Source organism: Magnetospirillum fulvum (assembly GCF_900108475.1).
GTDB lineage: Bacteria > Pseudomonadota > Alphaproteobacteria > Rhodospirillales > Magnetospirillaceae > Phaeospirillum > Phaeospirillum fulvum_A.
Genome location: NZ_FNWO01000004.1, coordinates 171400 through 197763, shown reverse-complemented (window position 1 = coordinate 197763; position 26364 = coordinate 171400). Strand labels below are relative to the sequence as shown.

23 protein-coding genes and 1 other RNA gene are annotated in these 26364 nt (G+C 59.3%); 8 read left to right on the top strand and 16 right to left on the bottom strand.

Going from position 1 to position 26364, the window contains the following annotated elements:
- The first annotated feature begins 2 nt into the window (after positions 1-2).
- Together BLW40_RS06450 and BLW40_RS06445 are read left to right on the top strand one after the other, a co-directional pair.
- Positions 3-1115, top strand: coding sequence for a glycosyltransferase family 4 protein (locus BLW40_RS06450; protein ID WP_139305520.1), 1113 nt, complete (start codon positions 3-5; stop codon positions 1113-1115).
- Positions 1112-2575 carry an oligosaccharide flippase family protein gene (locus BLW40_RS06445; protein WP_074766689.1) on the top strand — a complete coding sequence of 488 codons (1464 nt, stop codon included), beginning with the start codon at positions 1112-1114 and terminating at the stop codon, positions 2573-2575. Before BLW40_RS06450 ends, BLW40_RS06445 begins: the two co-directional genes overlap by 4 nt.
- On the opposite strand, the gene BLW40_RS06440 is transcribed toward BLW40_RS06445, so the two are convergent.
- The 10 genes from BLW40_RS06440 to BLW40_RS06400 all read right to left on the bottom strand — a co-directional run bounded on the left by BLW40_RS06440 (position 2566) and on the right by BLW40_RS06400 (position 14226).
- Entirely contained in the window at positions 2566-3588 is a 1023-nt protein-coding gene (locus tag BLW40_RS06440; RefSeq protein ID WP_139305519.1) for a glycosyltransferase family protein, read from the bottom strand. The two genes, BLW40_RS06445 and BLW40_RS06440, sit on opposite strands and share 10 nt — an antisense overlap.
- Positions 3589-3593: 5 nt before the next feature.
- Positions 3594-4904: a polysaccharide pyruvyl transferase family protein gene (locus BLW40_RS06435; protein WP_170834540.1), complete on the bottom strand. Its 1311-nt coding sequence runs from the start codon at positions 4902-4904 to the stop codon at positions 3594-3596.
- A gap of 275 nt (positions 4905-5179) precedes the next feature.
- The gene (locus BLW40_RS06430; protein WP_170834539.1) at positions 5180-6706 is read right to left on the bottom strand and encodes an exosortase C-terminal domain/associated protein EpsI; all 1527 of its coding nucleotides are present in this window, start codon (positions 6704-6706) and stop codon (positions 5180-5182) included.
- A gap of 214 nt (positions 6707-6920) precedes the next feature.
- Positions 6921-7295 carry a hypothetical protein gene (locus BLW40_RS17365; RefSeq protein WP_139305518.1) on the bottom strand — a complete coding sequence of 125 codons (375 nt, stop codon included), beginning with the start codon at positions 7293-7295 and terminating at the stop codon, positions 6921-6923.
- Between the two features lie 278 nt (positions 7296-7573).
- Positions 7574-8461 (bottom strand): methyltransferase domain-containing protein, encoded by an 888-nt coding sequence (locus BLW40_RS06425; protein ID WP_211656732.1) that lies wholly within the window; start codon positions 8459-8461, stop codon positions 7574-7576.
- Between the two features lie 349 nt (positions 8462-8810).
- Positions 8811-9701 (bottom strand): ExeA family protein, encoded by an 891-nt coding sequence (locus BLW40_RS06420; protein ID WP_074766679.1) that lies wholly within the window; start codon positions 9699-9701, stop codon positions 8811-8813.
- Positions 9702-9739: 38 nt separating this feature from the next.
- The gene (locus BLW40_RS06415) at positions 9740-10567 is read right to left on the bottom strand and encodes a CpsD/CapB family tyrosine-protein kinase (protein WP_083386658.1); all 828 of its coding nucleotides are present in this window, start codon (positions 10565-10567) and stop codon (positions 9740-9742) included.
- 21 nt (positions 10568-10588) lie between these two features.
- Positions 10589-12358, bottom strand: coding sequence for a GumC family protein (locus BLW40_RS06410; protein ID WP_074766675.1), 1770 nt, complete (start codon positions 12356-12358; stop codon positions 10589-10591).
- A 38-nt stretch (positions 12359-12396) separates the two neighbouring features.
- Positions 12397-13611 carry a hypothetical protein gene (locus tag BLW40_RS06405; protein WP_139305517.1) on the bottom strand — a complete coding sequence of 405 codons (1215 nt, stop codon included), beginning with the start codon at positions 13609-13611 and terminating at the stop codon, positions 12397-12399.
- A 3-nt stretch (positions 13612-13614) separates the two neighbouring features.
- Positions 13615-14226 (bottom strand): polysaccharide biosynthesis/export family protein, encoded by a 612-nt coding sequence (locus BLW40_RS06400; RefSeq protein ID WP_170834538.1) that lies wholly within the window; start codon positions 14224-14226, stop codon positions 13615-13617.
- A gap of 1039 nt (positions 14227-15265) precedes the next feature.
- Here BLW40_RS06400 and BLW40_RS06395 point away from each other — a divergent pair.
- The 4 genes from BLW40_RS06395 to BLW40_RS06380 are packed head-to-tail and all read left to right on the top strand — an operon-like array spanning position 15266 to position 18910.
- A complete protein-coding gene (locus BLW40_RS06395) occupies positions 15266-16699 on the top strand; it encodes a mannose-1-phosphate guanylyltransferase/mannose-6-phosphate isomerase (protein ID WP_074766669.1) in 1434 nt (477 codons plus the stop codon).
- A gap of 4 nt (positions 16700-16703) precedes the next feature.
- On the top strand, positions 16704-18083 hold the full coding sequence (gene pgmG / locus BLW40_RS06390) for a phosphoglucomutase/phosphomannomutase PgmG (RefSeq protein WP_074766667.1): 1380 nt from the start codon (positions 16704-16706) through the stop codon (positions 18081-18083).
- Positions 18084-18120: 37 nt separating this feature from the next.
- Positions 18121-18525 carry a hypothetical protein gene (locus BLW40_RS06385; RefSeq protein WP_139305516.1) on the top strand — a complete coding sequence of 135 codons (405 nt, stop codon included), beginning with the start codon at positions 18121-18123 and terminating at the stop codon, positions 18523-18525.
- Positions 18512-18910, top strand: coding sequence for a hypothetical protein (locus BLW40_RS06380; protein ID WP_074766663.1), 399 nt, complete (start codon positions 18512-18514; stop codon positions 18908-18910). Before BLW40_RS06385 ends, BLW40_RS06380 begins: the two co-directional genes overlap by 14 nt.
- A 19-nt stretch (positions 18911-18929) precedes the next feature.
- Here BLW40_RS06380 and BLW40_RS06375 read toward each other — a convergent pair whose 3' ends face one another.
- The 6 genes from BLW40_RS06375 to BLW40_RS06350 all read right to left on the bottom strand — a co-directional run bounded on the left by BLW40_RS06375 (position 18930) and on the right by BLW40_RS06350 (position 25295).
- The gene (locus BLW40_RS06375; protein ID WP_139305515.1) at positions 18930-19655 is read right to left on the bottom strand and encodes a hypothetical protein; all 726 of its coding nucleotides are present in this window, start codon (positions 19653-19655) and stop codon (positions 18930-18932) included.
- Between the two features lie 161 nt (positions 19656-19816).
- On the bottom strand, positions 19817-21829 hold the full coding sequence (locus BLW40_RS06370) for a sensor histidine kinase (protein ID WP_074766659.1): 2013 nt from the start codon (positions 21827-21829) through the stop codon (positions 19817-19819).
- A 42-nt stretch (positions 21830-21871) separates the two neighbouring features.
- On the bottom strand, positions 21872-22396 hold the full coding sequence (locus BLW40_RS06365) for an adenine phosphoribosyltransferase (RefSeq protein WP_074766657.1): 525 nt from the start codon (positions 22394-22396) through the stop codon (positions 21872-21874).
- Positions 22397-22453: 57 nt separating this feature from the next.
- Positions 22454-23443, bottom strand: a complete 990-nt coding sequence (locus BLW40_RS06360) for a glycosyltransferase family 9 protein (protein WP_074766655.1) — start codon at positions 23441-23443, stop codon at positions 22454-22456.
- Positions 23440-24072 (bottom strand): phosphoribosylglycinamide formyltransferase, encoded by a 633-nt coding sequence (gene purN, locus BLW40_RS06355; RefSeq protein WP_074766653.1) that lies wholly within the window; start codon positions 24070-24072, stop codon positions 23440-23442. The genes BLW40_RS06360 and purN overlap by 4 nt, the downstream gene beginning before the upstream one ends.
- Positions 24069-25295, bottom strand: coding sequence for a DUF1015 domain-containing protein (locus BLW40_RS06350; RefSeq protein ID WP_074766651.1), 1227 nt, complete (start codon positions 25293-25295; stop codon positions 24069-24071). Before BLW40_RS06350 ends, purN begins: the two co-directional genes overlap by 4 nt.
- 111 nt (positions 25296-25406) lie before the next feature.
- On the opposite strand from BLW40_RS06350, the gene ssrA reads away from it, so the two are divergent.
- Together ssrA and BLW40_RS06340 are read left to right on the top strand one after the other, a co-directional pair.
- Positions 25407-25727, top strand: a transfer-messenger RNA (tmRNA) gene (gene ssrA / locus BLW40_RS06345).
- 64 nt (positions 25728-25791) lie between these two features.
- A complete protein-coding gene (locus BLW40_RS06340) occupies positions 25792-26304 on the top strand; it encodes an SspB family protein (protein WP_074766649.1) in 513 nt (170 codons plus the stop codon).
- Positions 26305-26364 lie beyond the last annotated feature (60 nt).

Here is a 26364-nt window from a genome sequence, read left to right as displayed (position 1 = left end):
TAGTGCGGCAATATACCCCGTCCATCGGCGGACTCGAAGACGCCGTGGGGAATCTGTGCCGCCATCTCGCCGAGTTGCCCGACGTGCATGTGCGGGTGGTGACGCTCAATCGTCTCTTCTCCGACCCAGGGACATTCCTGCCCCGGCACGAGATTTTGGACGGCATCCCGGTAGACCGCATTCCCTTCTGCGGATCGCGAAGATACCCGTTCGCCCCCCAGGTCCTCGCGATCCTCGGCAAGGCCGACGTCGTCCATGTCCATGCCGTAGACTTCTTCTACGATTTTCTGGCGTTTACCCGCCCGCTTCACCGCAAGCCCCTGGTTGCCTCGACACACGGTGGCTTCTTCCACACTGGGTTCGCGGCACGCCTCAAAAAAGTCTACTTCCAGTCGGTTACCCGCGCCTCTTCCACTGCGTATCATAGCATTTGCGCCTCCAGCGCGAACGATGCGGCCACCTTCAGCCGCATTGCGGGGAAGCGGGTGATCACCGTAGAGAACGGCGTTAACATCAAGAAGTGGCACGACACTGGCAGCCGGGTTCCCGTCCGGACGATCCTCTTCATCGGACGATGGTCAACCAATAAAAGAATTGGTGTGTTGATCCGCCTCCTCGCCGAACTGCGCCGCTGCAATCCCGCTTGGCGCCTCATCGTCGCTGGCGTGCCTGAAACCGATACACCAGAAAGCCTCGCCGCCAAGGCCCGTGAAGTGGGCGTGGCGGAGGCTGTAAGCTTTTACATTCGCCCTGACGCATCAGCCCTCGCCGGGCTGATCGGAACAGCAGGATACATCGCCTCGGCCTCAGACTACGAGGGATTCGGTCTTACTATAGTTGAAGGCATGTCGGCAGGGCTTGTGCCTTTGGTCTCGGAAATTCCGCCTTTCATTAACTTGCTCGATTCTCTTGGCCTCGGCAGCCGCATCTCGGCGGAGGATCTCGCCGCTTCGGCGGATACAATCGAGACCGCACACACCGAAGACCCGCAGACGTTTGCCACAGCCCGAGCACGCTGTATCGCCTCGGCACAGGCCTATGCTTGGCCGCAGGTGGCGCGCACCATGCATGATATCTATTGCGCTGCATTTGCAGCCGGAAACAGAACGCGATGAGTCTGCACCGCAAAATGGCCAGAGGCGCCCTCTGGTCGCTGATAGAAAAGGGCGGACAGCAAGGCGTCTCCTTCATCGTGTTCATGGTGGTGGCGCGACTGGTTGGACCTGCCGAATACGGCCTCGCCAACGTCTGCTTCGTCGTATTCACTATTGCTAACCTGACCATTCTCACCATTGTCGATGGAATAGTGAATCTCCAAATCGATGACGACGACCGGCTCTCCACCCTGTTCTGGACGGTTGTCGGCATGGGTTTCGTATTCTCGGCTGCGTGCTATTTCGGCGCAGCTCCCCTCGCTGCCGCTTTGGAGGAACCACGACTAGTCCAACTCCTGCAGGAATTTGCAGTTGTTCCGATCCTGCTCGCAACCTCCTCTGTCCCCAATATGATCCTGATGAAAAATTTGGATTTCCGAATTTTTGCCCTGCGTTCCCTTGCCGCATCTCTCATCGGCGGCGCTGTCGGCATCGCCCTCGCCCTCAAGGGGGGGGGCGCACATGCCCTTATCGCGCAGCAAGTGGTGTTGTTCGTCGTTGTAAACCTCGTTGTTTGGCCTTTCGCACACTGGAGACCGCGCCTACGCTTCTGCGGCGACAAGCTGTTAGCGACGATCTCTCCCGGCCTAAAAATGGTGGCCTCGATGCTGGTCTCCTTTTCTGAGAAGGAGGTTCCGCGCATCCTTATACTCCTTCTGATGAATCCGGTGATGCTGGGTTATTATTCTTTCGTCGTAAGGGTCCGCCACGCAGTGCAGGACATTTGCGTTAACCCGCCGCTTGCCGTTCTCTACCCAGCACTCGCCCGCCTCAACGACCAAAAGGATAAGCAGCGAACGATCCTCGAGGTTTTCATAATTGCAATCGGGGTCGTTATATTTCCTGTTATCGGCAGCGCCGCCATCACTGCGCCGCTCTATATGCCGCTGCTGTTTGGGGACAAGTGGAACGAAGCCATTACCCTACTGCAACTGTTCATCATCTGCGGGGCCACACTGCCTTTTCAGGTTCTAGTGCGGGAGATGCTGCGCGCTCACAACCACATTGAGGCGTATCTGCGGCTGCAGGTGGCCTATGTCGCCGTGCTGCTGATAGCGACCCTTATCCTTCTGCCACACGGCCTGCTGGCCGTAGGATACGGCACTCTGGGCATTGGGATCGCCGTTTTGCCCATCTATTTCGTGCTGTTGGATAAATGGGAGGGCGTTGGCCTCTGGCGACAGTTAACCAAGCTGCTCACCCCTCTGGCCGGGACAATCTTGCTCGCCTTAGTCACGCACTTTACCGCCGTCGGCCCCTGCGCCGGAGCAAACCCTTGGTTGCGCTTGTTTCTATCCCTGGCGGCGGGCTGGGCAGTGTATAGCCTGACTTGCGTACTTTTGATGCGCGACGAACTGCGGCAGATATTTACCTTCGTGCGCCACTGGCAAGCCGTAAGAGCCGGGGCAGATCACCCATGATAAAGTCGCAGATGGGCCGCGGCGATTTCTGACCATTCCCGTTGAGCCAGACCTTCGGCAAGTGCCTCTGGCTCCGGTATCAACGGCCAATCCTCGGCCAGCAGGTGCTCAATACACGCCAGAGCTCCATCCGGGTCTGTCACGCCGTAAGTCGTCCGGCGCAGCCAATCCGGGGTCAGGTGGCTATGGCACGTGACCACAGCAAGCCCGTGCTTAAGACAAGCAAGCGCCGAACCGCGCCGATCACTGATGCCGTCCGGAAAAGGAAGAAATGCCACCGAGGAGGCTTGCAACTCGCGGGATACCGCATCGGCGGGCAGCCCCTCGAATAGAGTGATGTCGAATGCTTCCGCCGCACTTCGTACCACCCGGGCAATGGCGCTCTCAGCATCGGGCACGGTGCCGATGATAGCGCAAGGAACGGAGTTGCCGCGGCCCCGCAGACGCTCAACGACGTCGATAAAGGCCTCAAGCCCCTTTCCGTCGATGATTTGCCCGAAATAGATGAGCCGTTGCCGCCTTACCACTCCGCCGAAAGCGGCAACGTCGATGTTGTTCCCTATAGGGATTATATGACCGTCTCCGCCTCGCCAGGGGAAGAAGCGGTGGAATACCTTCCGCTCGTGCTCGTTGGTGAAGACCACCGAATTGGTGAACAGCTTGAACAGGAGAATGTAAATCTTACGCAAAGCGTTGAACTGCTCGAACTCGTGCAGGGTGAGGAACACCCTCCTGCGAGGGAAAAAAACCGGCAAGAAGGCTGGGGCGGGAGATTTCCCCATGCCAAGAGTGGGATACTGCCAGTGTAGGATGGTGTCCGAGTTGCTGCGATACACCCTGACCAGCAAGGCCAGCGTCCGCAGGGTCCAGGCGGGTAGTTCAACCACCTCGACTTCTATCTCCGCCTGCCGCAGGCTATTCGCCAATTGATGGGTATAGTCACCAACGCCGCACGCTGTACCAGGCTGTGTCGTGATAAGAAAAATAACCCTGATCGGAGAGGTCGTGTCCATGGAGATCACTGCAGAAAAGTGAAGTTTTTGTTCGAGAAGGCAAGAACCTGCGGCAAGTTCTCGGCCACACGGGATCGCAGGTCGTCGAGATTCTCGACAAAGCGGACCACCAAATCCGTCATGGCGTCGGTGTCTTCCAGCCCCTCCGGCGGAACCATCGCCCACTCGGGCAATCCGAAATGCGCAAACAGTCCCGCGAACTTACTCTGGTAGGTGATCGCCAAAATCGGCAACCCCATACTGAGGCTTCCGATAGCGAGGTGCATGCGCCCCGTCACCACGGCGTCGGCATGGCGCACCATGCCCTTAATCTCGGCCGCAGTGTGCTCGCCCGGGGGCAGGAAGAGATTATCCATGCCCCCGTTACGCAGGCGTTCGGCGAGGGGCACGAGGCAGAGGTCATCACCCACCCCCTCGCGGAAGTCATGGCACAGAATCAGCCAGGAAACTTTACGGCAGGCGGATATGCGGCGGACCACCCGCTCACCCGCATGAATTAGCCTATCAATCTGTCCCTGCGTTGCGTCTTTGATCAACATCGGATGGATGTTGAAGGCAAGAACCGTATCTCCTTTTGCGTGCCGATCGTCGACCCAAGTGCGGACCGCCTCTTCGTCGGCCGTTCCTTCGGCCGGTTTCAGGAGGAAGGCGAGATCAGCGACAAGTTCGGCCTTCACATCAATGAATCTGGTGAACCGTTCCAGAGAATCCTGCTCCCGGACAAAGAACGAGACGTCTGGATGCGCTTGTTTAAAGGCCTGCCGCAGCGACGGGGGTGGAGAGGTGTTGAAGCTGAAGCCCAGTATTGCTGCCCGGGCTCCACGGCGGACCGCAAGATCAGCAAACATAGTCATCTGCATCGGCTGGAGCGAATTGTAGTAACCGTCCATCACATCGGCACCGATCGCCGCCAAAGAGTCCGGCGAGATTTCCTCCAGAGCCGCAGAGACAGCATCTGGATTCATCGCCTTGTGCCAGATGCGCACCGGCATGAGACCGATTTCCTTGGCCTTTCCATCCGCGATCTCGGTCGCTGTAACGATTGAGATAAGTATATCCGGATTGATCTTGCGTACGACAGAGACGAGGGCCCCAATCATCGCTTGATCGCCACAAGAGCCCACTAAAAAATACGGATCACTCGGCACGATCAGCAAGTGACGGGTTGGCCCCACCCTGTTTACCCGCGGCATCTGATCTAGACGGGCGGCAGTTCGCGCCCAGTCACGGAGGAATGGTTGCCACACCAGCTGCCGCTTTATCTCGCGCAATACAGGAAATGCATCGAGAATTAATTTTCTTATTTTTACTAACATTAATATTTCCTTATTCTGGGATCCCGAAGTGCGTGGATGTAGATTTCTCATTCTAGGTACGTATGACGGGATCAAGGGGTATGCAAAGCCCGAATAGCGGTCAAAGAGGGGGGCCTCATCCCCGGTCTGATGATCATCGGAAATCGGCGCTATGAGGTGAAAATAGGGAGAGGGGTCCCTGCAAAAAACACTCGAACATAAAAAATCGAATCAATAATTCAGCCTCAACTCCAGTTTCTGGATTTCTCACTTTTGCCCCCTTCTAATAAAGACAATTAATTCGAATCAACACCACTCAGCGGGATCAATTTATTTAAAGGCTGAATGATATCGGAAATAAATCTTTCCAATACAGCATCCTGATCAGAGACCGCTTGAATGTTAGGGACGTTGATGAATACCCTGACCAAAGCCACATCGCTTCGGCCAGATTTTATTGAATCCAGCAACAGACGCCCCTTCACACCGGCCGTTGACGCAACATCACGCCCGCCGACCTTCCACCAATAATATACAAGGAGTGTTGTATTATTTTTTTCGATGATGATGCGATTTACGGTAAATCGAAACATTGCATCCTTCGGTGTGAATGAATAACTTTCCATCGAATCCACCCCCCACCCACTCCCAGGAAGGCAAACAAGCGGAGAATGCGGAACATTATATTGCTGCGTGTTCGAATAATACGCTACATAATAATTTATGATCGAATTTTCACCATTAGAACCATAGGAATAATCCGCCATAAAATAGTTGCTTGGTTTCAGAGCATTCAATTCTTCTGGGGACAGGGCGCGCTGAATACCACGCCACGATTCTATAGATAAGGGGAAAAAGGAAACGTCATATGAGGTTTCTACGGAATATCTCTGCTCAAAAAGCCAAATTTTCACATAATAAGTTCCCGACAAAATTAACAGAATAGCAATCAACGCCCTTACCGAAGGGGTCGTATTTCGAAAAGAATATCGTCCACCCCGCCACTCCCGAGACCATTCAGCAGAAAAGTGATCGCCGCTTAATCGAAGAAGGCACCAAAGACACCCAGCCAACATCATAAGACAGAGTATAAAGAAGGCATAACCCTCAAGGTCATGGAGCAATCCCTCGGCAGCTTCTTTTCCCCACACTGTGGCCGTCACGCCAATCAAAGATATACGCAATGCGTTTGCAAATATAGCGATAGGAATCGTAAAAATCAGCACACCGATTCTAACCATTGCTTTTAATTTTAATGAAAACGCAACAAGAAATGAAAAACAAAATAACGGCATCACATAATTAAGACCACTACATGCTTCGACGACTTGAAGCTTAAGCAATCCAAGATCAATAATATTTCCTTCTCTATAAACTGGAATTTGAACGAATTGAAGAATTGCGGTTCCGAGTACAGAAGATGCTAGCTGAAGCTGAGATGTTGCCAGCGCCATAAACTGCGGAGGCAGCGGAATAACAAGAGCAATCAATAGCAGCCCCTTCCAGGAAGAGAACAGTGATTTCGATCCAAATAGAGTTGCGATGAGTCCAGAAATAATTATTACAATTGAAAAGCTAGAAACCCATGCGCTAAAAACCACTCCACCCAACACATTTATGACAAGCCCAACCGCCAAAACAAACGACCCCAGAAAAAGAGAAGGCCGTCTCTCAGATTCTTCATTTAATATGGACACGGCGATCCAGGTAAAACCTAACGGCACAACAATAAATGCATGGCCGTACTCCTCTTTGCTCCAGACGGAAAATAGTTGATTAATTTCATCTCTTAATATAAAAAAACATAGAGATGCGCACGCCAATGACGACACAACCCTAACGAACAAAGCTAGCTGTGGAGAACCTAGTTTAAACAATTCCGCCCTCCTTTTAGTGCGTAGATGTTACCTCAAACACTCATATTCGCTGGACGGGAAGACACCGTCGCCACTTATTTCTGTTGGCTAGCGGAGTCATTGATGCCAAATTGCTGAAAGACTGATTGAATAACACACGATTCCAAGTGGAGGTCGCGTTTCAAGCTTTTGATGCAGAACGGATCAACGCGTCGCCGGATGCGGGCCATTGATAAAGAAGACGAAACAACATCCGAGTGAACTGACCGACGCGTCCAAGGCCATAACCTTCCTCGTCATGTGCACTCGCATCGTCCGAATCATCTCTCATCCCTGATTTTTTCAAACGGACTTTTTCCGCCAGCAGATCGTCCCGGAAGAAAACAACACCTAAGTCTGTGACATCATTCACTGGTAGCGTGTGTTTGTCTCGTATCGGGCGAGACTGCACGATTTTGCTCCTCACTAGGACAAGAGAGTCGCCCAAACAGAGTTGCGCGAGCACTTCCCTGGAATAAGGGAATCCGCGCGCTACACCGGACAGCGGAAGACCCATCAGGTCTGCCTCGCCCTCGGTCCTGCACGAAATGCGATACGCTATCGATTGCGGCAACATTTTCTTCGCACCGAATATCCGCGACCATCTTCTCTAGGCATTCCAGCTTGGCGATCGACAAACATAGCTCCGAGTTTGTCGCCTGCGCCGCGAATGCCAAATGCAGCCCAGATACCCAATCTATCATCCCCGACGCATTTGCAGAGCAAACACTTCCGCACATAAATCAATAAAAAATCACATTATATCGCGGCTCAAGATTTATTTACATCAGTTAACTACAAATACCCGCGATCCTTAAGTGAAATAAAATCACTATCTATCATTGATTTTTTGTTGCCAGAAAATAACATTCTTGCGCTTGAAAATTTATAGTAAAAATAGAAATTTTTTATGTAGCTGGACACCAAAAATAACTTAATTTTTGAAATTTTTGATGGCCTATACATAACGCTAAACTTCTTCCCAACAATAACATCATATCCATAATTCTTTGCTAGAATACGCATCCCATTTAATGAATAAAAGAAAACATGCTTTCCAGATTCTGCGTGAATATAATTCCAATCCGCTCCCTGGCCATCATACAGTTCTGTTGATAACAAAATATACGAAGGAGAATGAACGCTAATTTCTCTCATTAGTTCACTAGGGTTATCTGCATGCTCAAAAACCTCGAATGCAGTTACAATATCCGCCTTTTCTTCAGTTTCAACGTCGAACCCAACTGCATAATAATTCTGAACATACTTGTCACATCGGAATGCATTGATCCCATTATCGCGGAGCATCCTTACAAGGAGACCGTTTCCACCGCCCCAGTCAAATAACTTTCCGCTGAATAACCCCAATAACTTCATTACCGATATTGTAAGAACACACATTTGCTGTGAACGTCTTACCATCCAAACATCGCGGACAGGCCTCGTGTCTGCGTATGCATCCCCCAGCCAGTCCGGAAATGTCGTTTGCAAACAACCGCACACGTCGCAAGTATATAATCCAACTCTCCTAATTTTCATGTAATTCTCTTCAAATGAGAGATGCGAATCCCCCCCACAAAGTCTACACGTAATTTTCGATTCCATCCCCCACCCCCGCGCTCTTAATTTTTTAAGAAATCTATCTAAAATTATCGGAAATAAGCATTCATCAGCGGCACCCACCTTAATGCTGCAACAACATCGCCGAAAACTGTGTACGTATTTTTGATAAACGATTTGGCGAAGCGACAGATCTAATATATGTAAAACTTCTACACCGCCATCTATATTAGATTGTATTATACAGGTAGTTTAATCAACTTTCTAGGACATTATTGCAAAATATAATACTTCGATGCCGTGAGAATCAAACCCTCACAGATTCGATGGAGAGAGACTCTTCCCCTGAAGGGGGGCATTCTACTCAATACTTAATTTTTTACTTAAGTATTTTTTTAGACTATCGATCCGCCCCGACACTAGCGTGCAATCAAAATTCACAACCGAATCAAACCAATCAACCATTTCAAATTTAGCGCTCTGAATTCAGGCATTCTTGAAGCGTGCCGATCAATTCCTCTCTCCCCCCCTCGTCGGGCAAGGGCTGGAACGGACTAAGCCCACCCTGCCCTCGGTCGATGGCGGCATCGACCACCGTGTCGAAGCCCACCCGCTCCAAATCTTCGGAAAAGGTGTAGAGCATCGCGACATCGCACAGCAGGTTGATGAGACGGGGTATCCCGCGCGAGAAGTAGTGCACCGCCGCACAGGCGAGGTCGTCGAATAGATGAGGCGCGCCCCCCACCACCGACAGGCGGTGACGGATGTACTGCGCCGTTTCCGCCGCACCCAGCGGGTCGAGATTGCAATGAAGCGCGATGCGTTGAACGAACTGGCGCAGATCGGGACGCTTCAGCGTTTCCAGCAATTCGGGCTGGCCGACCAACACGATCTGCAACATCAGATCCTTCTCGTTATTGACGTTCGACAGCATCCGCAGATCTTCCAGCATCGCCGGAGTGAGGTTTTGCGCTTCGTCGATAATCAACATCGTCCGCTTGCCCTCGGCGTAGCGGGCGATCAGGAAGTCGATAAACAGATGGTACAGTTCGGCTGTCTCTTTGCCGCGATGGTCGATTTCGAACGCCATCGCGACCCACCCCATCAACTCGCCGAGGGTAGAGCTGGAATTGCTGATCACCCCTACGGCGGTCTCCGGCCCAGCCTGACGGATGAAGCGGCGGATCACCGTCGTTTTGCCGGTGCCGACCTCTCCACTGATGACGATGAAGCCAGCCTGGCTCGCCAACGCGTATTCCAGCAGGTTGACCGCAAGGCGGTGCCGCTTGCTTGGAAACAGGAACTCGGAATCCGGTAGCAGCGAGAAGGGCTTGCCGCTCAGACCGAAATGGCTCTCGTACATCCTGGTGCCTTTCTCCGGGTCGAGGGGACAATTCCCGCTCAGGCCCGGTTGAACTGTCGTTCGTTCGACCCGTTGAGCACGGTTCCGATCACGTTGCTGTCGCCCAGGGAATGCAGGCAGTTCTTCAAATCGTCGGTCCGAGTGACCCCGTCACGCGCCACCAGGAGAACGCCATCGACGTTGGGCAGGAAGGTGATGACGTCGTCCTGCGCCAGCAACGGCGGCATGTCGTAGATCACGATGCGGTCGGCGTAGCGGGTCTTCAATTCGTTGGCCAAGGCGATCATCTTCGGAGTGCCAAGCAATTCCGACGAATTCTCGATCGGAGCGCTGATCGGCAGCACGACCAGACGGTCGATCGGCAACTTGACCATGCAATCGTGAACCGGCGCGTCATTCTGGACATAATCGCCGAGACCGACCTTCGGTTCGAAACCGAGGAAGCGGTGGACCATCGGCTTACGCAGGTCGAGATCGACCAGCAGCACCGTCTGCTTGACGTCAAGCGCGAGACTCATCGCCAGATTGACGGCAATGGTGGTCTTGCCGTCGCCATAGGTCGGGCTGGTGATCGCGATCGTGCGCAGATTGGACCGGTTCATCGCCTGCAATAATTTGGTGCGCAGCAGGCGGAAGATGTCGGCTTCGGCACTGCGGGCCATCCGGGCAACGATCCGGTTGCGCTCCAGCACCTCGTCCGAGAGCAGAACGTCGGCCGACCGTTTCGGGCGGATTTCAAGCGTCGCCGGAGCGGACGCGTCCGGGGAGACCGGCAGTTCCCGCGCCGCCGCCGCATTGCTCTCCTGCAAGGCCGCCTCGCGCTGCGATCTCGCCTTCTGGAGCGCTTTTTCAAGTCTGTCCATCATCAAGCTCCGGTCGGCAAGGGGTTAGGAAAGACCCAGGCGGTTGGCGATCACGCTCCAGATGACGTCAAGCGGCATCACCGCCCGATCGACCACAACGAGGATGACCAGCACCAGCACCGCGCCCGAGACCACCGCCCGCTGCCACAATCGCCGGGACCGGACACGTTCTTCCTGGGTGAAGATGAACGGCACCGCGACCAGTGGCGGTACGCCAACCAGACTGGCGAGGTGATAGGTCCCGTGAATCGAGCGGCTCATCATCTCGGCCGCCGCGACGGCACCAAAGCCCCCCATCACCGACAGCACCAGACCGGCGGCAAGCAGCAAGGGACGCGGCGGATTGGTCCGGGTCGGCAATTCCGCCGATTCGATCACGACCAGACGTTCGGCCTTGCGGCTCTGCTCCATCTGTTCGTTCATATCGGCCGCTTGCTTCTTTTCCTTCATTTCCCGATAGCGAATCTGAGCATTGTCGTAATCGCGCGCCAGCGCGGCATATTCCTGTTCGACCATCGGGGTTTCGGCGACCAGACGCTCATACTGCTCGCGTTGCCTGCGGAGAACCTCGCGTTGCGACGAGAGCGCCTGATACTGGCTGTCCGCCGCCTGCAATTGCGACACCAGCATCAGATAGGCCGGGTTGTCGGCGTCCTTCTTGACCGTCCCGTGCTTGCCCGCCACCCGGCTGGCCGACGCCGCCTGCCGCTCGAGCGAGCGAAGCTGAGAGCGGAGCGAGCCGACGTCGGGATGATCGGCACCGTAGGTCCGTTCAGCGGCGGCAAGGTTGGCCCGCATGTCGGCGATTTGGGCCGACAGAGTGTCGCCATCACTGGACTCGCCCGCTTCGATGCGCAGGGAATCGATCTGTCGGCCCAGCTTGACCACGTCGGGATGGTTCGCCCCGTATTGCCCCAGCAGGGTCGAATAGCGCGACTGCAACGCCTTCAACTGGATCGCTGGCGTGGTCAGAACTTGGCCGTCGGCGATCACCCGGGAATAGGGATCGACCGAGGCAAGCTGAGCCCGTAGAGCCCCGCGCGATTGTTCCAACGCGTTGAGCTGGCGGTCGATGTCCTGGAGATTGATCCCGGTGGTTGCCGCCATCTGCTGGTTGAAGGCGAGGGCTTCGGGCCGACTGTGGGCGTGCTGGCGCCTAAAGTCGGCGACCTTGCTTTCCTGTTCCGCCATCGAGTGTTCAAGCGTTTCGACCTGCGCGGCAAGGAAGGCTGCGGTCTCGCGCGCCTTGGTCCGCCGCTGCTTGAGATCCTCGTCGAGGAAACGCGACACCAACTCGTCGGTGACCTGCTGGGTGATCAGCGGATCGCTGTACTTGAAGGTGATGGTAAAGGCAATTGCCGCCAACTGCCCCGCCGACATCCGCTGTGCCGAGGCCGGATTCGACAATTCAGTGCTGACTAGATTTAGCTTGATCTTTTTGCGCATCGCCTCGACCACATCGGTGATCGGGGAGACCTCGCGCTGTTTCTGGTAGAGGTTAAACTTGGTGATGATCTCGACCAGGGTCGAGGTGGCGGTGACCTTCTGCTGAATTTGCTGGATGCGCTGGTCGGCCAGCGCCTCCATGAAACTCGCCGCACTCGCTCCCATCGGGGCGGTGACGCCTTCGGGGATGTCGGGGGCCTGGATCTGGATCGTCGCCGAGGTGCGGTAGATCGACCACGTCGCCGAAAATATCACAGCGACCAAGAGGAGGATGCCGAATGTGACGAGGAACTCGACCTTCCGCCGCTTCAGGATCGAGATATAATCGTAAAGATTATAATTTTCCATCAGTCACACCCCAGACAGTGCCGAAACAACAAGGATGCCTACAGACCAAGGTCAGCAGCAACAGGCGCATACACAAAATTCAATAAAAAAGATTGCGACTCTGATATTTCTCCCATGATGTCTTTCTGCTGTCGATAGCGATAACTCAATCCAACATCAAGTTCATCGAAAATACGATAGGACAATCGTGGCGATGCCGTCAGATAGGCTTTTTCGTTGCTCACGCCGCCATTTCCCGACGATTCGGTGACCTTGTAACTGGCATCGAGCTTCAAGCTCACCTGCGGCGACAAGGTATGGATCAAAGAGAGGGACACGCCGGTCGCCTGGTTCATCGTCCCGTCGCCCGACGGCGATGGCTGACGGTTCAGGGCCAAGACGATCCTGTCCTGCTGGTCCCGATAGGTCAGGCTGGAATCGAACACCAGATCGGTCGATGAACTGTCGCCCTGCCCGACGCTCTGCGTGGTGCCGACGGTCGATCTCATCTGTTGGATGCCGAACATGGCACTGACCGTCAGGGTTTCCGAGATCTTGCGTTCCCACCCCGCCATCGGCGCGATGGTATCGACGGTGGTCGTCGGCCCGCTCCGGGTCTGAAAGCGCGACAGCCGCACCGTGGCGAGAGCGGAATTGCGCTCATCGAGAGCATGGGCAAACCGGGGCGAAATCCCCAACACCTCGTAATTGGTGTGCCGCATGGTCTCGCCGTAGGTCGAGCGGACATACGATCCGCCCAGATTCACCATGTCCTGCGGAGTCAGCGCCACCCCGATCTCCGGCCCCAACGACACCGTGGTATGACGGATTCCGGCGATGTTGATCCCGCTCGTCTCCAGCTCGCTGGTGCGGGTGGTGTCATAGTCGAACGAGGCGTTCAGGGACGCACTCCACACTGTTCCCACCCACCGCGAGCGCAGAGCGCCAAAGAAATCGTCGGAATCGAAGCCCTTGATATCATAGCGGTTAACGTCGGCCCGCAAATCGAGCTGGTTGGTGAGCCCCGGAAAGTCGGCGTTGAGCAACAGTTCCGGCGAGGTGATCGAGCCGGTCGCCGCCTCGTGCTCGCGGGTGGAGAGGAGCGGGTTGTCGTCGTACTCGAAGGTCTGCGACAGCTTTCCCTGCACCCGCAAGGGATCGGCCCGCCCCTCCGAAACCGCGACAACAACAATAGCAAATACAGCTAAAAGAAGAGGGGCGGCGCGCGGCCTGTGCATCGGTCCCAGTCGCGCGAAGGAGAGCGCCCGGTGCATGTCCTAGAAGAGGCTGGCCGTGGGAACCACCACCACGTCGCCCGGAGCGAGAACGATATCCTGGTCAAGCGATTCCCCTCGCACCACATCGTCATAGGGGAAGGGAATCGCGACCTGCCGGTCGCCGTCGCGACGGATCACAATGATCCGGCTCTCGGAAGCATAGGGGGTCAAACCGCCCGCCTGGCTCAACGCCTGCATCACGGTCACCCGCCGCCCCACGATCTGCTCGCCCGGCTTGGCGACCTGACCGATCACATTGACGACGTTGCCGAGCGCCGCCTTCACCGACACCGTGACGTAAGGGTCGCGGATCATCGATGAGAGCTTCGCCTTGACCTCGTCCCGGATTTGCAGGGCGGTGCAGCCCCGGGCGTTGATATCGCCGACCAGCGGAAAGGAAATTTTACCGTCGGGGAGAACCAGCACTTCGCGGTCGAGGCCGTCTTCCTTCCACACCGTGATCTGAAGGACGTCGCCGGGATTGACGGTGTAGTCGGTGTCCGCCGCCTGGGCCGCACCGAACACGCATGCGGCGGCAAAGAACGCCGACGCAAGGCGAGAGACCCCAGAGCGTCTCGCACGGAATCCGACGACGGCATTTTTCCGAAGCATTCTCATCAATCCCCCAGACACCGCGACTCTTGACAAACCACTTTTAACGCAATGGTTAACGCGAAGATGGAGCCTCAGATCCCATCTTCGCGAACCATACGCGCGATCAAGTCTGCTTTTCTTATCATATCCCGCGAGGTGCGGGAAAGGTGCCGCACCTAATCAAGGTGGATTATTGCCCCCCTTAAATCCCGTGATATTGTTCAAAGAATATGCAAGCTCGGCAGCCTTACCCTTATTTGATTGGGAAGCCATCTCTGCCTCGGACATTTGGATATTGAAATTCGCTGAAGCTTGAGGCTCGGCGCACAGCAATCGTGTCCTGGATGGTCAGGGGGGTCTTGCTCCGAATGGTTGATTTCAGGCTGAGGCTGATGGAACGCTTTGTCGTTGCCGCTATTTTTATTCTTTTGGCCTTGGCAAACGCCCATGCGGAAACAGATTATCTGTGTCTGAAGCACTGCTTGAGTGCTGGGACGGCATCCTCCTCTTGCCTGCCCCAATGCAGCTATCAGCGTGCACCGACAGCTCCGTCCGCCTTGTCCGCCCGCCAGTTTTCGGCCCCCAGACCGATGGCCTCGGACGCCCTCATCCCCAGCAAGGACGGCCCCGGTGCCGGGGCGGCTTATCCCTCGGCGGCCGGAATTAGCAAGGCAACAGGCACGACCGTCAAATGCGTCAGTTCATGCGTCCAGACCGGTTACCAGCGTGATTACTGCCTCCAGCGTTGCCCCGGATGAACCGCCCATGACCCGCGACCACCACCCTCCCTCTCCGGCCGTCTGGCCCGGCCTTGCGGCGGTCGCTTTCCAGCGCTCCCGACAAACATTGCTTTAAATAAGAATGCACGACGCTTTTTCACAACTAATAGCGCACAAGAAACGCTGGACCAGGCCGACGCCCGGATCACGGCGTTCCTTTCCGCCGCCTACCCGCCGATCGACATGTCTCTTTACCCCTGACCTTTCGACCGTCGTCTCGCGCCCGGCGCTTCTCCCGCCGATGCTGGGCCAAACGATAACAGCCTTTCAGGAGACCGATGACGATGTCCTCCCTTCGTCCCATCCAGCCCGTCATCCTGTCGGGAGGGTCGGGATCCCGACTTTGGCCGATGTCGCGAGAACTTCACCCCAAGCAGCTTCTCCCTCTGCACGGTCCGGTTTCGATGATCCGTGCCACTCTTGACCGGGTAAGTCAGGCGGATCGTTATCTACCCCCAATCATTGTCACCAACGAGGCGTTGCGTTTTGCGGTAGCGGAAGAGGCACGCATCGGCGGTCGTTCGACTCGTATCGTCCTTGAGCCCTGCGCGCGGAACACGGCTCCGGCCATCACTGCCGCTGCGGCACTCGCTCACGCCGACGACCCCGAGACCTTGCTTCTCGTGATGCCGTCTGATCATGTGATCGGCAATCTGGCCGCCTTCCATGCCCTCGTCGAGGCGGCCGAGACGGCCGCACGGCAGGGCCAGCTTGTTACGTTCGCCATGGCACCCACCCGCCCAGAAACCGGCTATGGCTACATCCGTCTTGGCCCCCCCTTGACCGAAGGGGGCGCGGTTCATGCCGTTGCCGCCTTCGTCGAAAAGCCCGACGCCGCCCGCGCTCAGGACTTCGTCGCTCGTGGCGACCATTTTTGGAACAGCGGCATGTTCCTGTTTTCTGCCCGCACCTTCCTCGACGAGATTTACCGCCACGCTCCCGAAGTCGGGGCTGCGGCCACCTCTGCGGTAGCGCGGGCCATGGTCGATCTCGATTTCATCCGCCTGGATGCCGAAGCATTCGCAGCCGCCCCCTCAATCTCGATCGATTACGCGGTCATGGAGCGGACCGACCGTGCGGCCACAGTCCGTGGCAGCATCGGCTGGACCGACGTCGGCAACTGGAACGAGTTGTGGAGTATCGGCACCAGGGATGAGGCGGGCAATGTGTGCCAGGGCGACGTTGTCGCACTCGACTCTCGCGACTGCTACCTGCGGAGCGAAACCGGACTGATTGCCGCCGTTGGGGTTGAAAACCTTGCCGTCGTCGTCACCGATGATGCCGTGCTGGTGGTGTCACGCGACCGCGCTCAGGACGTCAAGCTGGTGGTTGAACATCTACGCGCCGCCGGACGAAGCGAACAGGTCTCGCACGTCCAGGTCCACCGGCCGTGGGGGTTCTTTCAGACTCTGCATTCCGGCGAACGGTTCCAGGTCAAGCGGCTGACACTCAAACCGGGAGCGAAAATCTCTCTGCAAAAACATTTCCACCGCGCCGAACATTGGGTTGTGGTTAACGGCACCGCCCAGGTCACATGCGGCGAGGAGACACGGATCGTGCGCGAGAACGAATCGATTTATATCCCGCTTGGGGAAGTGCATCGGCTCGAGAACCCTGGCAAGATCCCGCTCAACGTGATCGAGGTCCAGTCGGGTAGCTATCTCGGTGAGGATGACATCGTCCGCTTCGTCGATACTTACGGTCGGGGATAAACTTATGAGTCACCAGTTTCATTCCACCACCCTGCGGGAATACGACATCCGCGGTATCGTCGGCGAAACCCTGTTTGCGGCCGACGCCTTTGCCATCGGCAAAGCGTTCGGAACCCGGGTCCGCCGGAATGGTGGACGGATTGTCTGTGTCGGCCGCGATGGCCGTTTGAGTTCGCCCGACCTTGCCGCCGCCCTGATCGATGGCCTTGCCTCAACCGGTTGCGCGGTGCGAGACATCGGACGAGGCCCAACCCCGATGCTGTATTACGCGACGAAGAGCCTCGACGCCGATGGCGGCATCATGGTGACCGGCAGCCACAACCCGCCGGACCACAATGGCTTTAAGATGGTGCTGGACGGCAGACCGTTCTTTGGCGCCGACATCCGCGACCTTGGCGTAATCGCGTCGAGCGGCAGTTGGATCGATGGCAAGGGGGCGGTGACCAGCAAGCCGGTGTTCACGTCCTATGTCTCCCGCCTGCTCGCCGACTATGACGGGGGACGACCGCTGCATGTGGTCTGGGATTGCGGCAACGGTGCCACCGGCGAGGTGGTCGAAGCCCTGGTTCGCGATTTACCCGGCCGTCACACGGTGCTGTTCCCCGAGATCGACGGCACCTTTCCCAACCACCATCCAGACCCGACCGAGCCGCACACGCTGGAGGCGCTGATCGAGCGGGTTCGAGCAGACGGAGCCGATATCGGAATCGCCTTTGATGGCGACGGCGACCGGATCGGCGTGATCGACGGCAAGGGTCGGATTTTGTGGGGTGACCAGATCCTGGTGGTCCTCGCCGAGGAAGTGTTGAAACGTCGGCCCGGTGCCAAGATCATCGCCGACGTCAAGGCATCGCGGGTGTTCTTCGACGAGATCAATCGCCTCGGCGGTGAGGCGGTGATGGGGCGGACCGGCCATTCGCTGATCAAAACGATGATGGCCGAAATTGGGGCGCCGCTGGCCGGCGAAATGAGCGGCCACATCTTCTTTGCCGACCGCTATTACGGCTTTGACGACGCGCTGTACGCAGCAATCCGCCTGCTTGGCATCGTCGCCAACTGGGACGACGGCCAGACCTTAGCCACCCGTCGCGACCAGCTTCCGGCCTTAATCAACACCCCTGAGATCCGTTTCCCCTGCCCGGAGGAGCGAAAGTTCAGCGTGGTCGAAGAGGTCCGCGCCCGGCTCACTGAGGCTGGTGCCCGCTTTTCGGCCATCGACGGGGTCCGGGTCGATACGCCCGACGGCTGGTGGCTGCTGCGCGCCTCGAACACCCAGGCCGTCCTGGTCGCCCGCTGCGAGGCGGCGGACGAGGCCGGGCTGGAGCGCCTGCGCGAGGCGCTTGAAGCTCAGTTGGCGCTAAGTGAGGTTACAGTGCCACGCTAACCGCCCCAATACCGGCAGCTGAACCAAAATGCAGTCGATGCGATCTGGTTCGACAAGACACCGGGCCGCCCGCGTCGGTCTGTGCGGTCTGGTCCTGCTGGTGGCGGGGTGCGACACGCCGCATCGCAACTGGACCGCGATCCAGGTGACAACCGACCCACCGGGGGCGCATTGCGAGTTGATCCGCGGCAACCTCAACCTCCAGGGTTTCGATTCCCCCGGCAAGGTCCGACTCGATGGCAGTCGGCAGAGTACGGTGTTCGTCTGCGCCAAAGACGGCTACAAAGATTCGATCTTTGTCCTGCGCCCGATTACGCACAGTTTCACGATGAAAAACTTGGCTCTGCCGATGGGAGGACTGATCAGCGCCACGTCCGGCAAGGACAATGCCTATGACGAGATCGTGTCGATCACGCTGGAGACACACGATGAGGGGCGGTGAATTCGCCTGGATCCTGGCCCTCCCGCTTCTGGGCGGATGTCAGGTTCCAGTGGTCAGCGCGGTCGATCCGTTGGTGTCTTACGCCATCCAGAGCGACCAAGACGATCTGGCCGACCGGGCCCAGGAGCTCGGAACCATGGTCAACCGCCAGATTCGCGAGACTCCTGCTTTTGCCAATCTCTACAGCGCCACCACGATCGACCGCGACCTGACGCGCAACACTCGCCCGGTTTGCTACGTCATCGTGTCGGGGGCGGTGGCGGACAAGACCGACCTGGTCCGGTTCAAGGACATGGCCGCCACCACCCTGAACGAGGAATGCCGGGTGGTGGTCAATTCCACGCTGGTCGCGACCCCGGACCGCAAGCGGTATCGGTCGCAATAAGCGCGTCGCTCCCCACCTGTCAGGCTTTCTCCGCCCGCGCCCGCCTGCGTCCCAACACCCCGAGCCCAAGCAGCGCGCCCCCCAACAGCGGCAACGTCGCGGGCAGCGGCACCGCCGAAACCTGGGCGACCTCGAACCCACCGCTACCGGCTGCGGTCGAAAACACCGCCTGCTTGATGAGCGCGTCCGAGACGATACCGATCAAAGCCCCGGCCGACGAGGAATTGGCGAGGTTGGCGTTGGAAATCGACCGCGTCCCGCTGGAATCGGTCCAGGAAATCGAGGACGTGCCAGACCAGAAAACGGTGCCGAGGGTGGTTCCATTGTCTCCGAGCAGGGTCACTTTATTCGTCGATGAGGGCGACCCCCAGACGAATTGAAGTCCCGTGTTGTTCAGGCTGAAGGTAATCGAGGAACCGTTACCAGCCGTATCGGTGCCACCCGAACCGCCGATGCTGAGCCACGTCCCACCCGACCCATAGGGATTCCACCCGCTCGATCCCTGCGCGTTGGTGTTGGTATAGGAGGGGGTGAGGATGGTGCCGTTGTTGGTTGTTCCCCCCCGCACGGTCTGGGCATTGTCGGCCCCCACCACCGTCACGCCGTTAAACAGGGTGTCGGACGGTCCCGAAACCGTGCCGAAATTCGTGACGGAAAGGGTCGCCGCATCAGCCGCAGAGAACGCGGTCGATGCCAACCAGCAGAGAGCGGCAGCGGCAAATACAGTACGTTGGTTAAGGCGCAAGATGGTGACTCCCGATCGAATCGTCGCTGACTTAGACTCAAAGCAAACAGCGTGCCGACAGAGAATCGTATTGAAAACACGACGCTTTTGATCGCCGATCTGGAACTTGTGTAAAACATCATGACAAGACGGGAGGATTCCCGCCCGTCCGAGAGGGCGCTTTAGAGAACGGCGCTGTCCGGGGTGATGATCCGGGTAACGGGGAAGGTCACGGTAGCAACGGTGCCGCGGCCGGATTCGCTGTCGAGGCGCAACACCCCGCCATGGGCTTCGACCAGGGCCTTGGTCAGAGGCAGGCCGAGGCCGCTGCCTTCGTATTTGCGCGACAGGCGGGCGTCGGCCTGAACGAACGGCTCCATCACCCGCTCCAGCTCGTCCGGCGTCATTCCGATCCCGGAATCGGTTACCGCAATGACAAAACCGTCCGCCTCGGCCCGCGCCGAAATGACGATCCGGCCACCTTCATCGGTGAATTTAACGGCGTTGGACAGCAGGTTCAGCACGATCTGGCGCATCCGCCGCTCGTCGGCCAGCAACAGCGGCAAGCGGTCGGGCAGATCGGGGGTGATCATCAGCCCGGCATTCGACGCCCGCCGCGCCAGCATCCGCACCGAGCCATAGACGATGCCGCTGACATCGACCAGGGTTTCGGCCAGATCGGTCATCCCGGCCTCAGCCTTCGACAAATCGAGAATGTCGTTGATCAGCTCGAGCAGATGCATCCCGCTATCGTGGATGTCGTCGAGATAGGGGCGATAGCTGGCCGGTTCCAGCGGGCCGAAAATCTCGTGCTTCATCATCTCGGAAAAGCCGATGATCGCGTTCAGCGGCGTGCGCAATTCGTGACTGATGTTGGCGAGGAAGGTGTTCTTGGCCCGATTGCCGCGCTCGGCCGCCTCCTTGGCCTCGCGCAGGGTCTGCTCGGTCCGCTTGCGGTCGGTGACATCGGTAAAGCTGAGGATCAGGCCGCCGCCCGGCATCGGCGACGAGCGGACCTCCATCACTGTGCCTTGCTCGCCGACATGTTCGAGCACCATGTCGGGGCGCTGGCGGATGCTGTCGGCTAAGTCGGTGGTGAGGCGGACACCGTCTTCGACCCCGCCCGAAGGGTTGGGCACCGCCAGCAGCGTCAGGAACAGCGAGATATCAATGCTGCCGGGCGTGATCCCGGCGGTGGGCAAGGCCAGCATCCGCCGCGCCGCCTCGTTCAGCGCAATCAGGGTATCGTCGGCGGCGAACACCGCGACGCCCTGGGCCATGTTGTCGATAATCGCCTGAAGACGGGTGGCCTGGGCGCGGAAACGGGCCTCGCCGTCGATCAGCGCGGTCTCGAACCGCTTGCGCTGGGTGATGTCGCGCAGCACGCCGATGAAGGTCACCATGTCGCCCTGGCGCATTTCGGTGACGCTGATATCAAGCGGGAAGATCGATCCGTCGCGACGCATCCCCCGGACCTCGCGCCCGGCCCCGATGATCCGACGCACCCCGGTCCGCATATAGGTGGCGACGTGGTTCTGATGGGTGGCGTTGAACGGCGGCGGCATCAGCATCGACAGGCCGCGCCCGACCACCTCGTCGGCATTGAAGCCGAAAATCCGTTCGGCGGCGGAATTGAACGACAGCACGGTTCCGGATTCGTCGATGGCGATGATACCGTCGCCAACGGTGTCCATCACCCCTTTCAGCCAGGCGACGGTGCTTTCCAGCGAATCCTGAACCTGTCGCCGCTGGGTGATGTCGCGCAGCACCCGCAATTGCGCGCCGTTCAACAAGGGATAGCTATAGACCCCGACCCAATGGCCGTCGGCGACCTCATCTTCCTCGCCGCTGACACAGGTCGGCCAACTCTCGCGCTTGGCGCGCAGCCACGCCTCGTCGCGGCCAAGCCCGCCGGCCATCACCGCCATCAGATCGTCGAAACGGATGCCGGGGCGGATTTCCTCGGCAATCGGCCGGAAAAAAGCCCGATAGGCTTGATTGCACAGGACCAGGCGCGACTGCCCGTCGAACAGCGCCACACCATCGGCGCGGTTATCGATCGTGGCAGCCATCTTGTCGAGCATCTGGCGGGAGGCGATGCGACACCGCATCGTCCCCCAGGCCAGGCTAACCCCGACCCCAGCCGCCACGCCCCCCAACCCCGCCGCGATCGCCGTCACAAGCGCGAAGTCCATCACACCAGTCCTTGGGGAAGGCGCTCGGGCCGACCGGCCCGCTTACTCGTCGTAAGACGCCAAAGAGGTAAAGGGAACACCCAGTTCTTTCAAACGCTGACGTCCGGGCAGGAAGCCCAGTTCGATGATGCTGGCGGCCCCGGTGACCTCGGCCCCGATCTTACGGAGCAACTCGATCCCGGCCGTCATCGTGCCGCCGGTGGCGAGCAGATCGTCGAGCACGACCACTCGCTGGCCTTCGGCGATGGCGTCCTGCTGGATTTCGATCGAATCCGTCCCGTATTCAAGATCGTAATCGTGACGGATCGTCTTGCCGGGCAGCTTGCCCTTCTTGCGCAGCATCACGAAGCCACAGCCCAGCTTCAGAGCCAGCGGAGCGGCAACCAGAAATCCGCGGGATTCGATCCCGGCCAGCACGTCGGGCTGATAGCGCCGGACATCGCGGGCCAAACGCCCCATCGCGACCTGCCAAGCATCGGCATGAGCCAGCAGGGTGGAGATATCGTAGAACAGGATACCCGGCTTTGGGAAATCGGGAACGCCGCGAATGTGGTCCTTGATGTTCATGTCCGCGCTCGGAAGTGAGATATGGGGCGGCCATCGTAACGGCAGCCCCTCGTTGGGTCAAAAGCAAACCGGGGCATCGCCAGCCAGCGTCCGGCGCAGGGCTTGTTCGACGGCGGCAAGCGGAATCGCCTCCATCGCCGTGCCCCCGAAATCCTGGGCCCGCAGCAGGGTCGGCCGGGCGGTGACGGGAGCGAATTTCTCCGCCGGAGTCGGCCCGAACAGCGACACAAGCGGGATATCGGCGGCTGCGAGCATATGGCCGGTACCGCTGTCATTGGCCACCGCCGCCGACAGCCGCCTCCCCAGGGCAATCGTCAGCAGCGGAGTCGGGCGGGCGGCCTCCTGCACCGGCAGACGGGCGGAGGGAAGCGCGGCGCGAATTGCCCCGGCCCAATCCTCGGCCTCGGCGGGCCCGAGCAGGAACACCGGAACCAGCCCCTCCCCCGCCATTTCGGCGGCCAGGGCCAGATAGCGGTCGAGCGGCCAGCATTTGTAGCGTCCCCCGGCACCGGGGGCGAAGCCGACATAGCGCGGCCCCGGCGGCAACAGCCGGTCGGCTTCGGCCTCGATCGCGGGATCGCGGGGCAGCGGCGCGGCCGGTCCGAGCGGGCGGCCCGAGGCCAGCTCGACCAGCCCGGCCAGCTGCGCCGCCATCGACGACGGCTTGGCTTTCCGCGCCGGACGAGCGTCGGACAACAGATAGCCCGCGGCGGCGGAAATGAAGCGGCGGTGACGAACCTGCTTTAGAATCAGGCTGGTCAGCAGGCGGCGCTGGGTATCGAGGATCAGGTCGAACTCGCGCCCCGCCAGCGGTCGGCGCAGCAATTCGAGCGGACGGCTACCGATCCCGGCATCGTCGATCACCTCGTCGATCAGCCCGGCCACCAGCGGGGCCAGGATACCGGCATAGACGGTCGGCCCCTTGCCCGCGACCCAGGTGATGCGCGCGGTGGGAAAGGCGGCGCGCAGGGCACGGACGAAGGGCAGCTTGATCAGGCCGTCGCCGACCGCGTCGGTGCCGACATAGACCAGGATCGAAGCGATCATCTGCGGATCAGGGTACGGTTCCCGTCAACCGTCACCCGCCCCTCGGCCAGCAGCCGCAACGCCAGAGGATAGGCCCGGTGCTCCTGCTCCAGCACGCGGGCGGCCAGACTATCTTCGTCGTCATCGTCTTGGACCGGCACCGCCGCCTGGACCAGGATCGGCCCGTCATCGAGATCGGGCGTCACCAGATGGATTGTGCAGCCATGCAGCTTGACCCCGGCCTCCAGGGCTTGGCGATGGGTATGCAGCCCCTTGAACGAGGGCAACAGCGAGGGATGGATGTTCAGCATCGCGCCCTGCCACCCGGCAACGAACTCGGACGACAACAGCCGCATGAACCCGGCGAGACAGACGATGTCGATCCCGGCGGCGCGCAGAACGAGGTCCATCGCGGCGTCGAATGCCTCGCGACTCGGATAGTCGCGATGGGGAATAACGGCGGTCGCCACCCCGGCTTTTTGCGCCCGTTCCAGCGCCAGCACGCCGGGGACGTTCGAAATCACCAGGGCGATTTCCGCCGGAAAGGTCGGATCGGCGCAGGCATCGAGCAGGGCCTGAAGATTGCTCCCCCGCCCCGAGACCAAAACACCGACCTTTTTGCGCTGGCTCACCGCCGAACCCGCGCTCATCGCTGGTCCAGGGGATAGCTGACCAGACCGTCGGCCAGCTTCGGCTCGAACCAAGTCGATTTCGGCGGCATCACCTGACCCGCATCGGCCACCGCGATCAGATCGGCCATCGCGGTCGGGAACAAAGCGAAGGCCGCCGCCATCTCGCCGCTATCGACCCGGCGTTCGAGTTCGCCCAGGCCGCGCCGCCCGCCGACGAAGTCGATCCGCTTGTCCTTGCGCAGATCGTGAATGCCCAGCACCGGGGCCAGCAGGCGGTCGGACAGCAGGCTGACGTCCAGCTGCGCCACCGGATCGTCGGGCGGAGCCGCCTTGGGACTCAGCCGATACCATTGCCCGGCCAGATACAGACCGAACTGGCGCGCAGCCTCGGGACGGGCCTGCCCCTCGGTCGCCTCGACCTCGAACGCATCGGCGATCGCGGCCAGGAAGCCGTCCGGGTCCAGCCCGTTGAGGTCGGTCACCACCCGGTTGTAATCGAGAATCCGCATCTCGCCGATGGGGAAACTGACCACCAGGAAGGATTGCGCCGCATCGCTGTCGGGACGCGCGGCGGCGATCCGGGCAGCGGCGGCAGAGCGGTGATGGCCGTCGGCGATATAGACCGCCCGCATCGTCTGGAACGCCCGCGTCACCGCTGCGATCCGGCCCGGATCGCTCATCACCCACACGGTATGCTCGACCCCGTCCGGAGTGGTCGCCTCGGCATCCGGCGTCTGGCGGACCGTCGCGGCAATCGCGGCGGCGACGGCGGAATGATCGGGATGGGCCAGCAACACCGGTCCGGTCTGGGCCGAGCACGCCTCGATCTGGCGGACGCGGTCGTCCTCTTTGTCGGGACGGGTGAATTCATGACGGCGGATCCGGTTGGCGCGGTAATCCTCGACCGAGCCGCCACCGACGATCCCGGTCTGGACATGCTCGCCCATCCGCAGCCGATAGACATAATATCGCGGGCCGGGATCCTGGATCAGCGCGCCGGACTCGATCAACGCCCGCAGATTGGCCCCGGCGCGTTCATAAACCGCCGGATCGTGCGGATCGGTGCCGGGCGGCAGATCAATCTCGGCCTTCGAGACGTGAAGGAAGCTGTGCGGATGCCCATCGGCCAGCACGCGCGCCTCGTCCGAGGACAACACGTCGTAAGGCGGGGCGGCCATCTCGGCGGCATAAGCGGCGGCGGGGCGCAAACCAGGGAAGGGGCGAAGCAGCGGCACGGACACGGGCGCGGACCTTTCGGATGCGGCGGACGATCTCTGTCCCCGGTCTTAGCCCGAATCGCCCCGTCTGTCACCAGCAGGCGCGGCGGGTTATTGCGACTGCGACGTCGAAGCGGGCTAGCGAAATGATTTGGCGTGGATTATAGTGATCGAGTCGGGAAACCGACTATGACGCTAAACGCTTTGCGGAATAGACGTTGCGGACCCGGGGGCGGTACCCGGCGCCTCCACCATTTCGACCCGGCCGGATCGGTTGGGCATCTCGGGGGCGAAACAGGATCGACGCGCGCAGTAAAGGCAAAGTTTGCGTTCGGCATGATACCACCGTCATCGGGTCAATCCTAACAAGTGCCAACGACAACGTTGCTCTTGCCGCTGCGGCTTAACCCGTAAGCGCGGTTCGGGGGGACACCGGGCAACAGAAGTCCCCCCACTTCCTTCTTTACCGGAAGCCGACCTGCCGGCCGGATTCCGGCTCGACCGATAGGGACTGGAACGGATGGGTTTGGAAGAATTACGCTACGACAAGATGGTGGAAGAAGCGTTGCGGGGTGTTGTGCGCGAGTCGCTGGCCTTTGCCGCCGAACACGGTCTGCCCGGCGATCATCACTTCTACATCACCTTCCGCACCCACCTTCCCGGCGTCGCCGTCCCCGATTATGCCCGCGCCCGCCATCCCGATGAAATGACCATCGTCCTCCAGCATCAATATTGGGATCTGGACGTTGACGAGACCGGCTTTGCCGTCACCCTCTCCTTCTCCGGCAAGTCCGAGCGTCTGGTGATCCCGTTTAGCGCGATCACCGGCTTCGCCGACCCGTCGGCCAAGTTCGGCCTGCAATTCCAGGGCATTCCCGGCCAGGACGACGAGGACGAGGATTTCGACGACGACGAGTCGGACGGACCCAAGGCCGCGCCCGAAGCCGGGGCACCCCCGGCCCCTGCCTCCCCCGCCAGCGGCGACGATGGCGACGGCAAAGTGGTGACCCTAGACCGCTTCCGCAAGAAATAGGCCTCCGGGGCCGCGTTTCCCGGCTCGGCCCGGTCCCGTCCCCACCCAACCGGCGGTCGG

Bases quoted from the DNA above. Each gene is read 5' to 3' on its own strand.
- BLW40_RS06395 (WP_074766669.1), top strand. From the start codon at position 15,266: ATGACGATGTCCTCCCTTCGTCCCATCCAGCCCGTCATCCTGTCGGGA.
- BLW40_RS06370 (WP_074766659.1), bottom strand. From the start codon at position 21,829: ATGGACTTCGCGCTTGTGACGGCGATCGCGGCGGGGTTGGGGGGCGTG.
- BLW40_RS06410 (WP_074766675.1), bottom strand. From the start codon at position 12,358: ATGGAAAATTATAATCTTTACGATTATATCTCGATCCTGAAGCGGCGG.
- BLW40_RS06385 (WP_139305516.1), top strand. From the start codon at position 18,121: ATGCGATCTGGTTCGACAAGACACCGGGCCGCCCGCGTCGGTCTGTGC.
- BLW40_RS06365 (WP_074766657.1), bottom strand. From the start codon at position 22,396: ATGAACATCAAGGACCACATTCGCGGCGTTCCCGATTTCCCAAAGCCG.
- purN (WP_074766653.1), bottom strand. From the start codon at position 24,072: ATGAGCGCGGGTTCGGCGGTGAGCCAGCGCAAAAAGGTCGGTGTTTTG.
- BLW40_RS06380 (WP_074766663.1), top strand. From the start codon at position 18,512: ATGAGGGGCGGTGAATTCGCCTGGATCCTGGCCCTCCCGCTTCTGGGC.
- BLW40_RS06440 (WP_139305519.1), bottom strand. From the start codon at position 3,588: ATGGACACGACCTCTCCGATCAGGGTTATTTTTCTTATCACGACACAG.
- BLW40_RS06415 (WP_083386658.1), bottom strand. From the start codon at position 10,567: ATGATGGACAGACTTGAAAAAGCGCTCCAGAAGGCGAGATCGCAGCGC.
- BLW40_RS17365 (WP_139305518.1), bottom strand. From the start codon at position 7,295: ATGGGTCTTCCGCTGTCCGGTGTAGCGCGCGGATTCCCTTATTCCAGG.
- BLW40_RS06400 (WP_170834538.1), bottom strand. From the start codon at position 14,226: ATGCTTCGGAAAAATGCCGTCGTCGGATTCCGTGCGAGACGCTCTGGG.
- BLW40_RS06340 (WP_074766649.1), top strand. From the start codon at position 25,792: ATGGGTTTGGAAGAATTACGCTACGACAAGATGGTGGAAGAAGCGTTG.
- BLW40_RS06445 (WP_074766689.1), top strand. From the start codon at position 1,112: ATGAGTCTGCACCGCAAAATGGCCAGAGGCGCCCTCTGGTCGCTGATA.
- pgmG (WP_074766667.1), top strand. From the start codon at position 16,704: ATGAGTCACCAGTTTCATTCCACCACCCTGCGGGAATACGACATCCGC.
- BLW40_RS06360 (WP_074766655.1), bottom strand. From the start codon at position 23,443: ATGATCGCTTCGATCCTGGTCTATGTCGGCACCGACGCGGTCGGCGAC.
- BLW40_RS06420 (WP_074766679.1), bottom strand. From the start codon at position 9,701: ATGTACGAGAGCCATTTCGGTCTGAGCGGCAAGCCCTTCTCGCTGCTA.
- BLW40_RS06435 (WP_170834540.1), bottom strand. From the start codon at position 4,904: ATGTTAGTAAAAATAAGAAAATTAATTCTCGATGCATTTCCTGTATTG.
- BLW40_RS06405 (WP_139305517.1), bottom strand. From the start codon at position 13,611: ATGCACCGGGCGCTCTCCTTCGCGCGACTGGGACCGATGCACAGGCCG.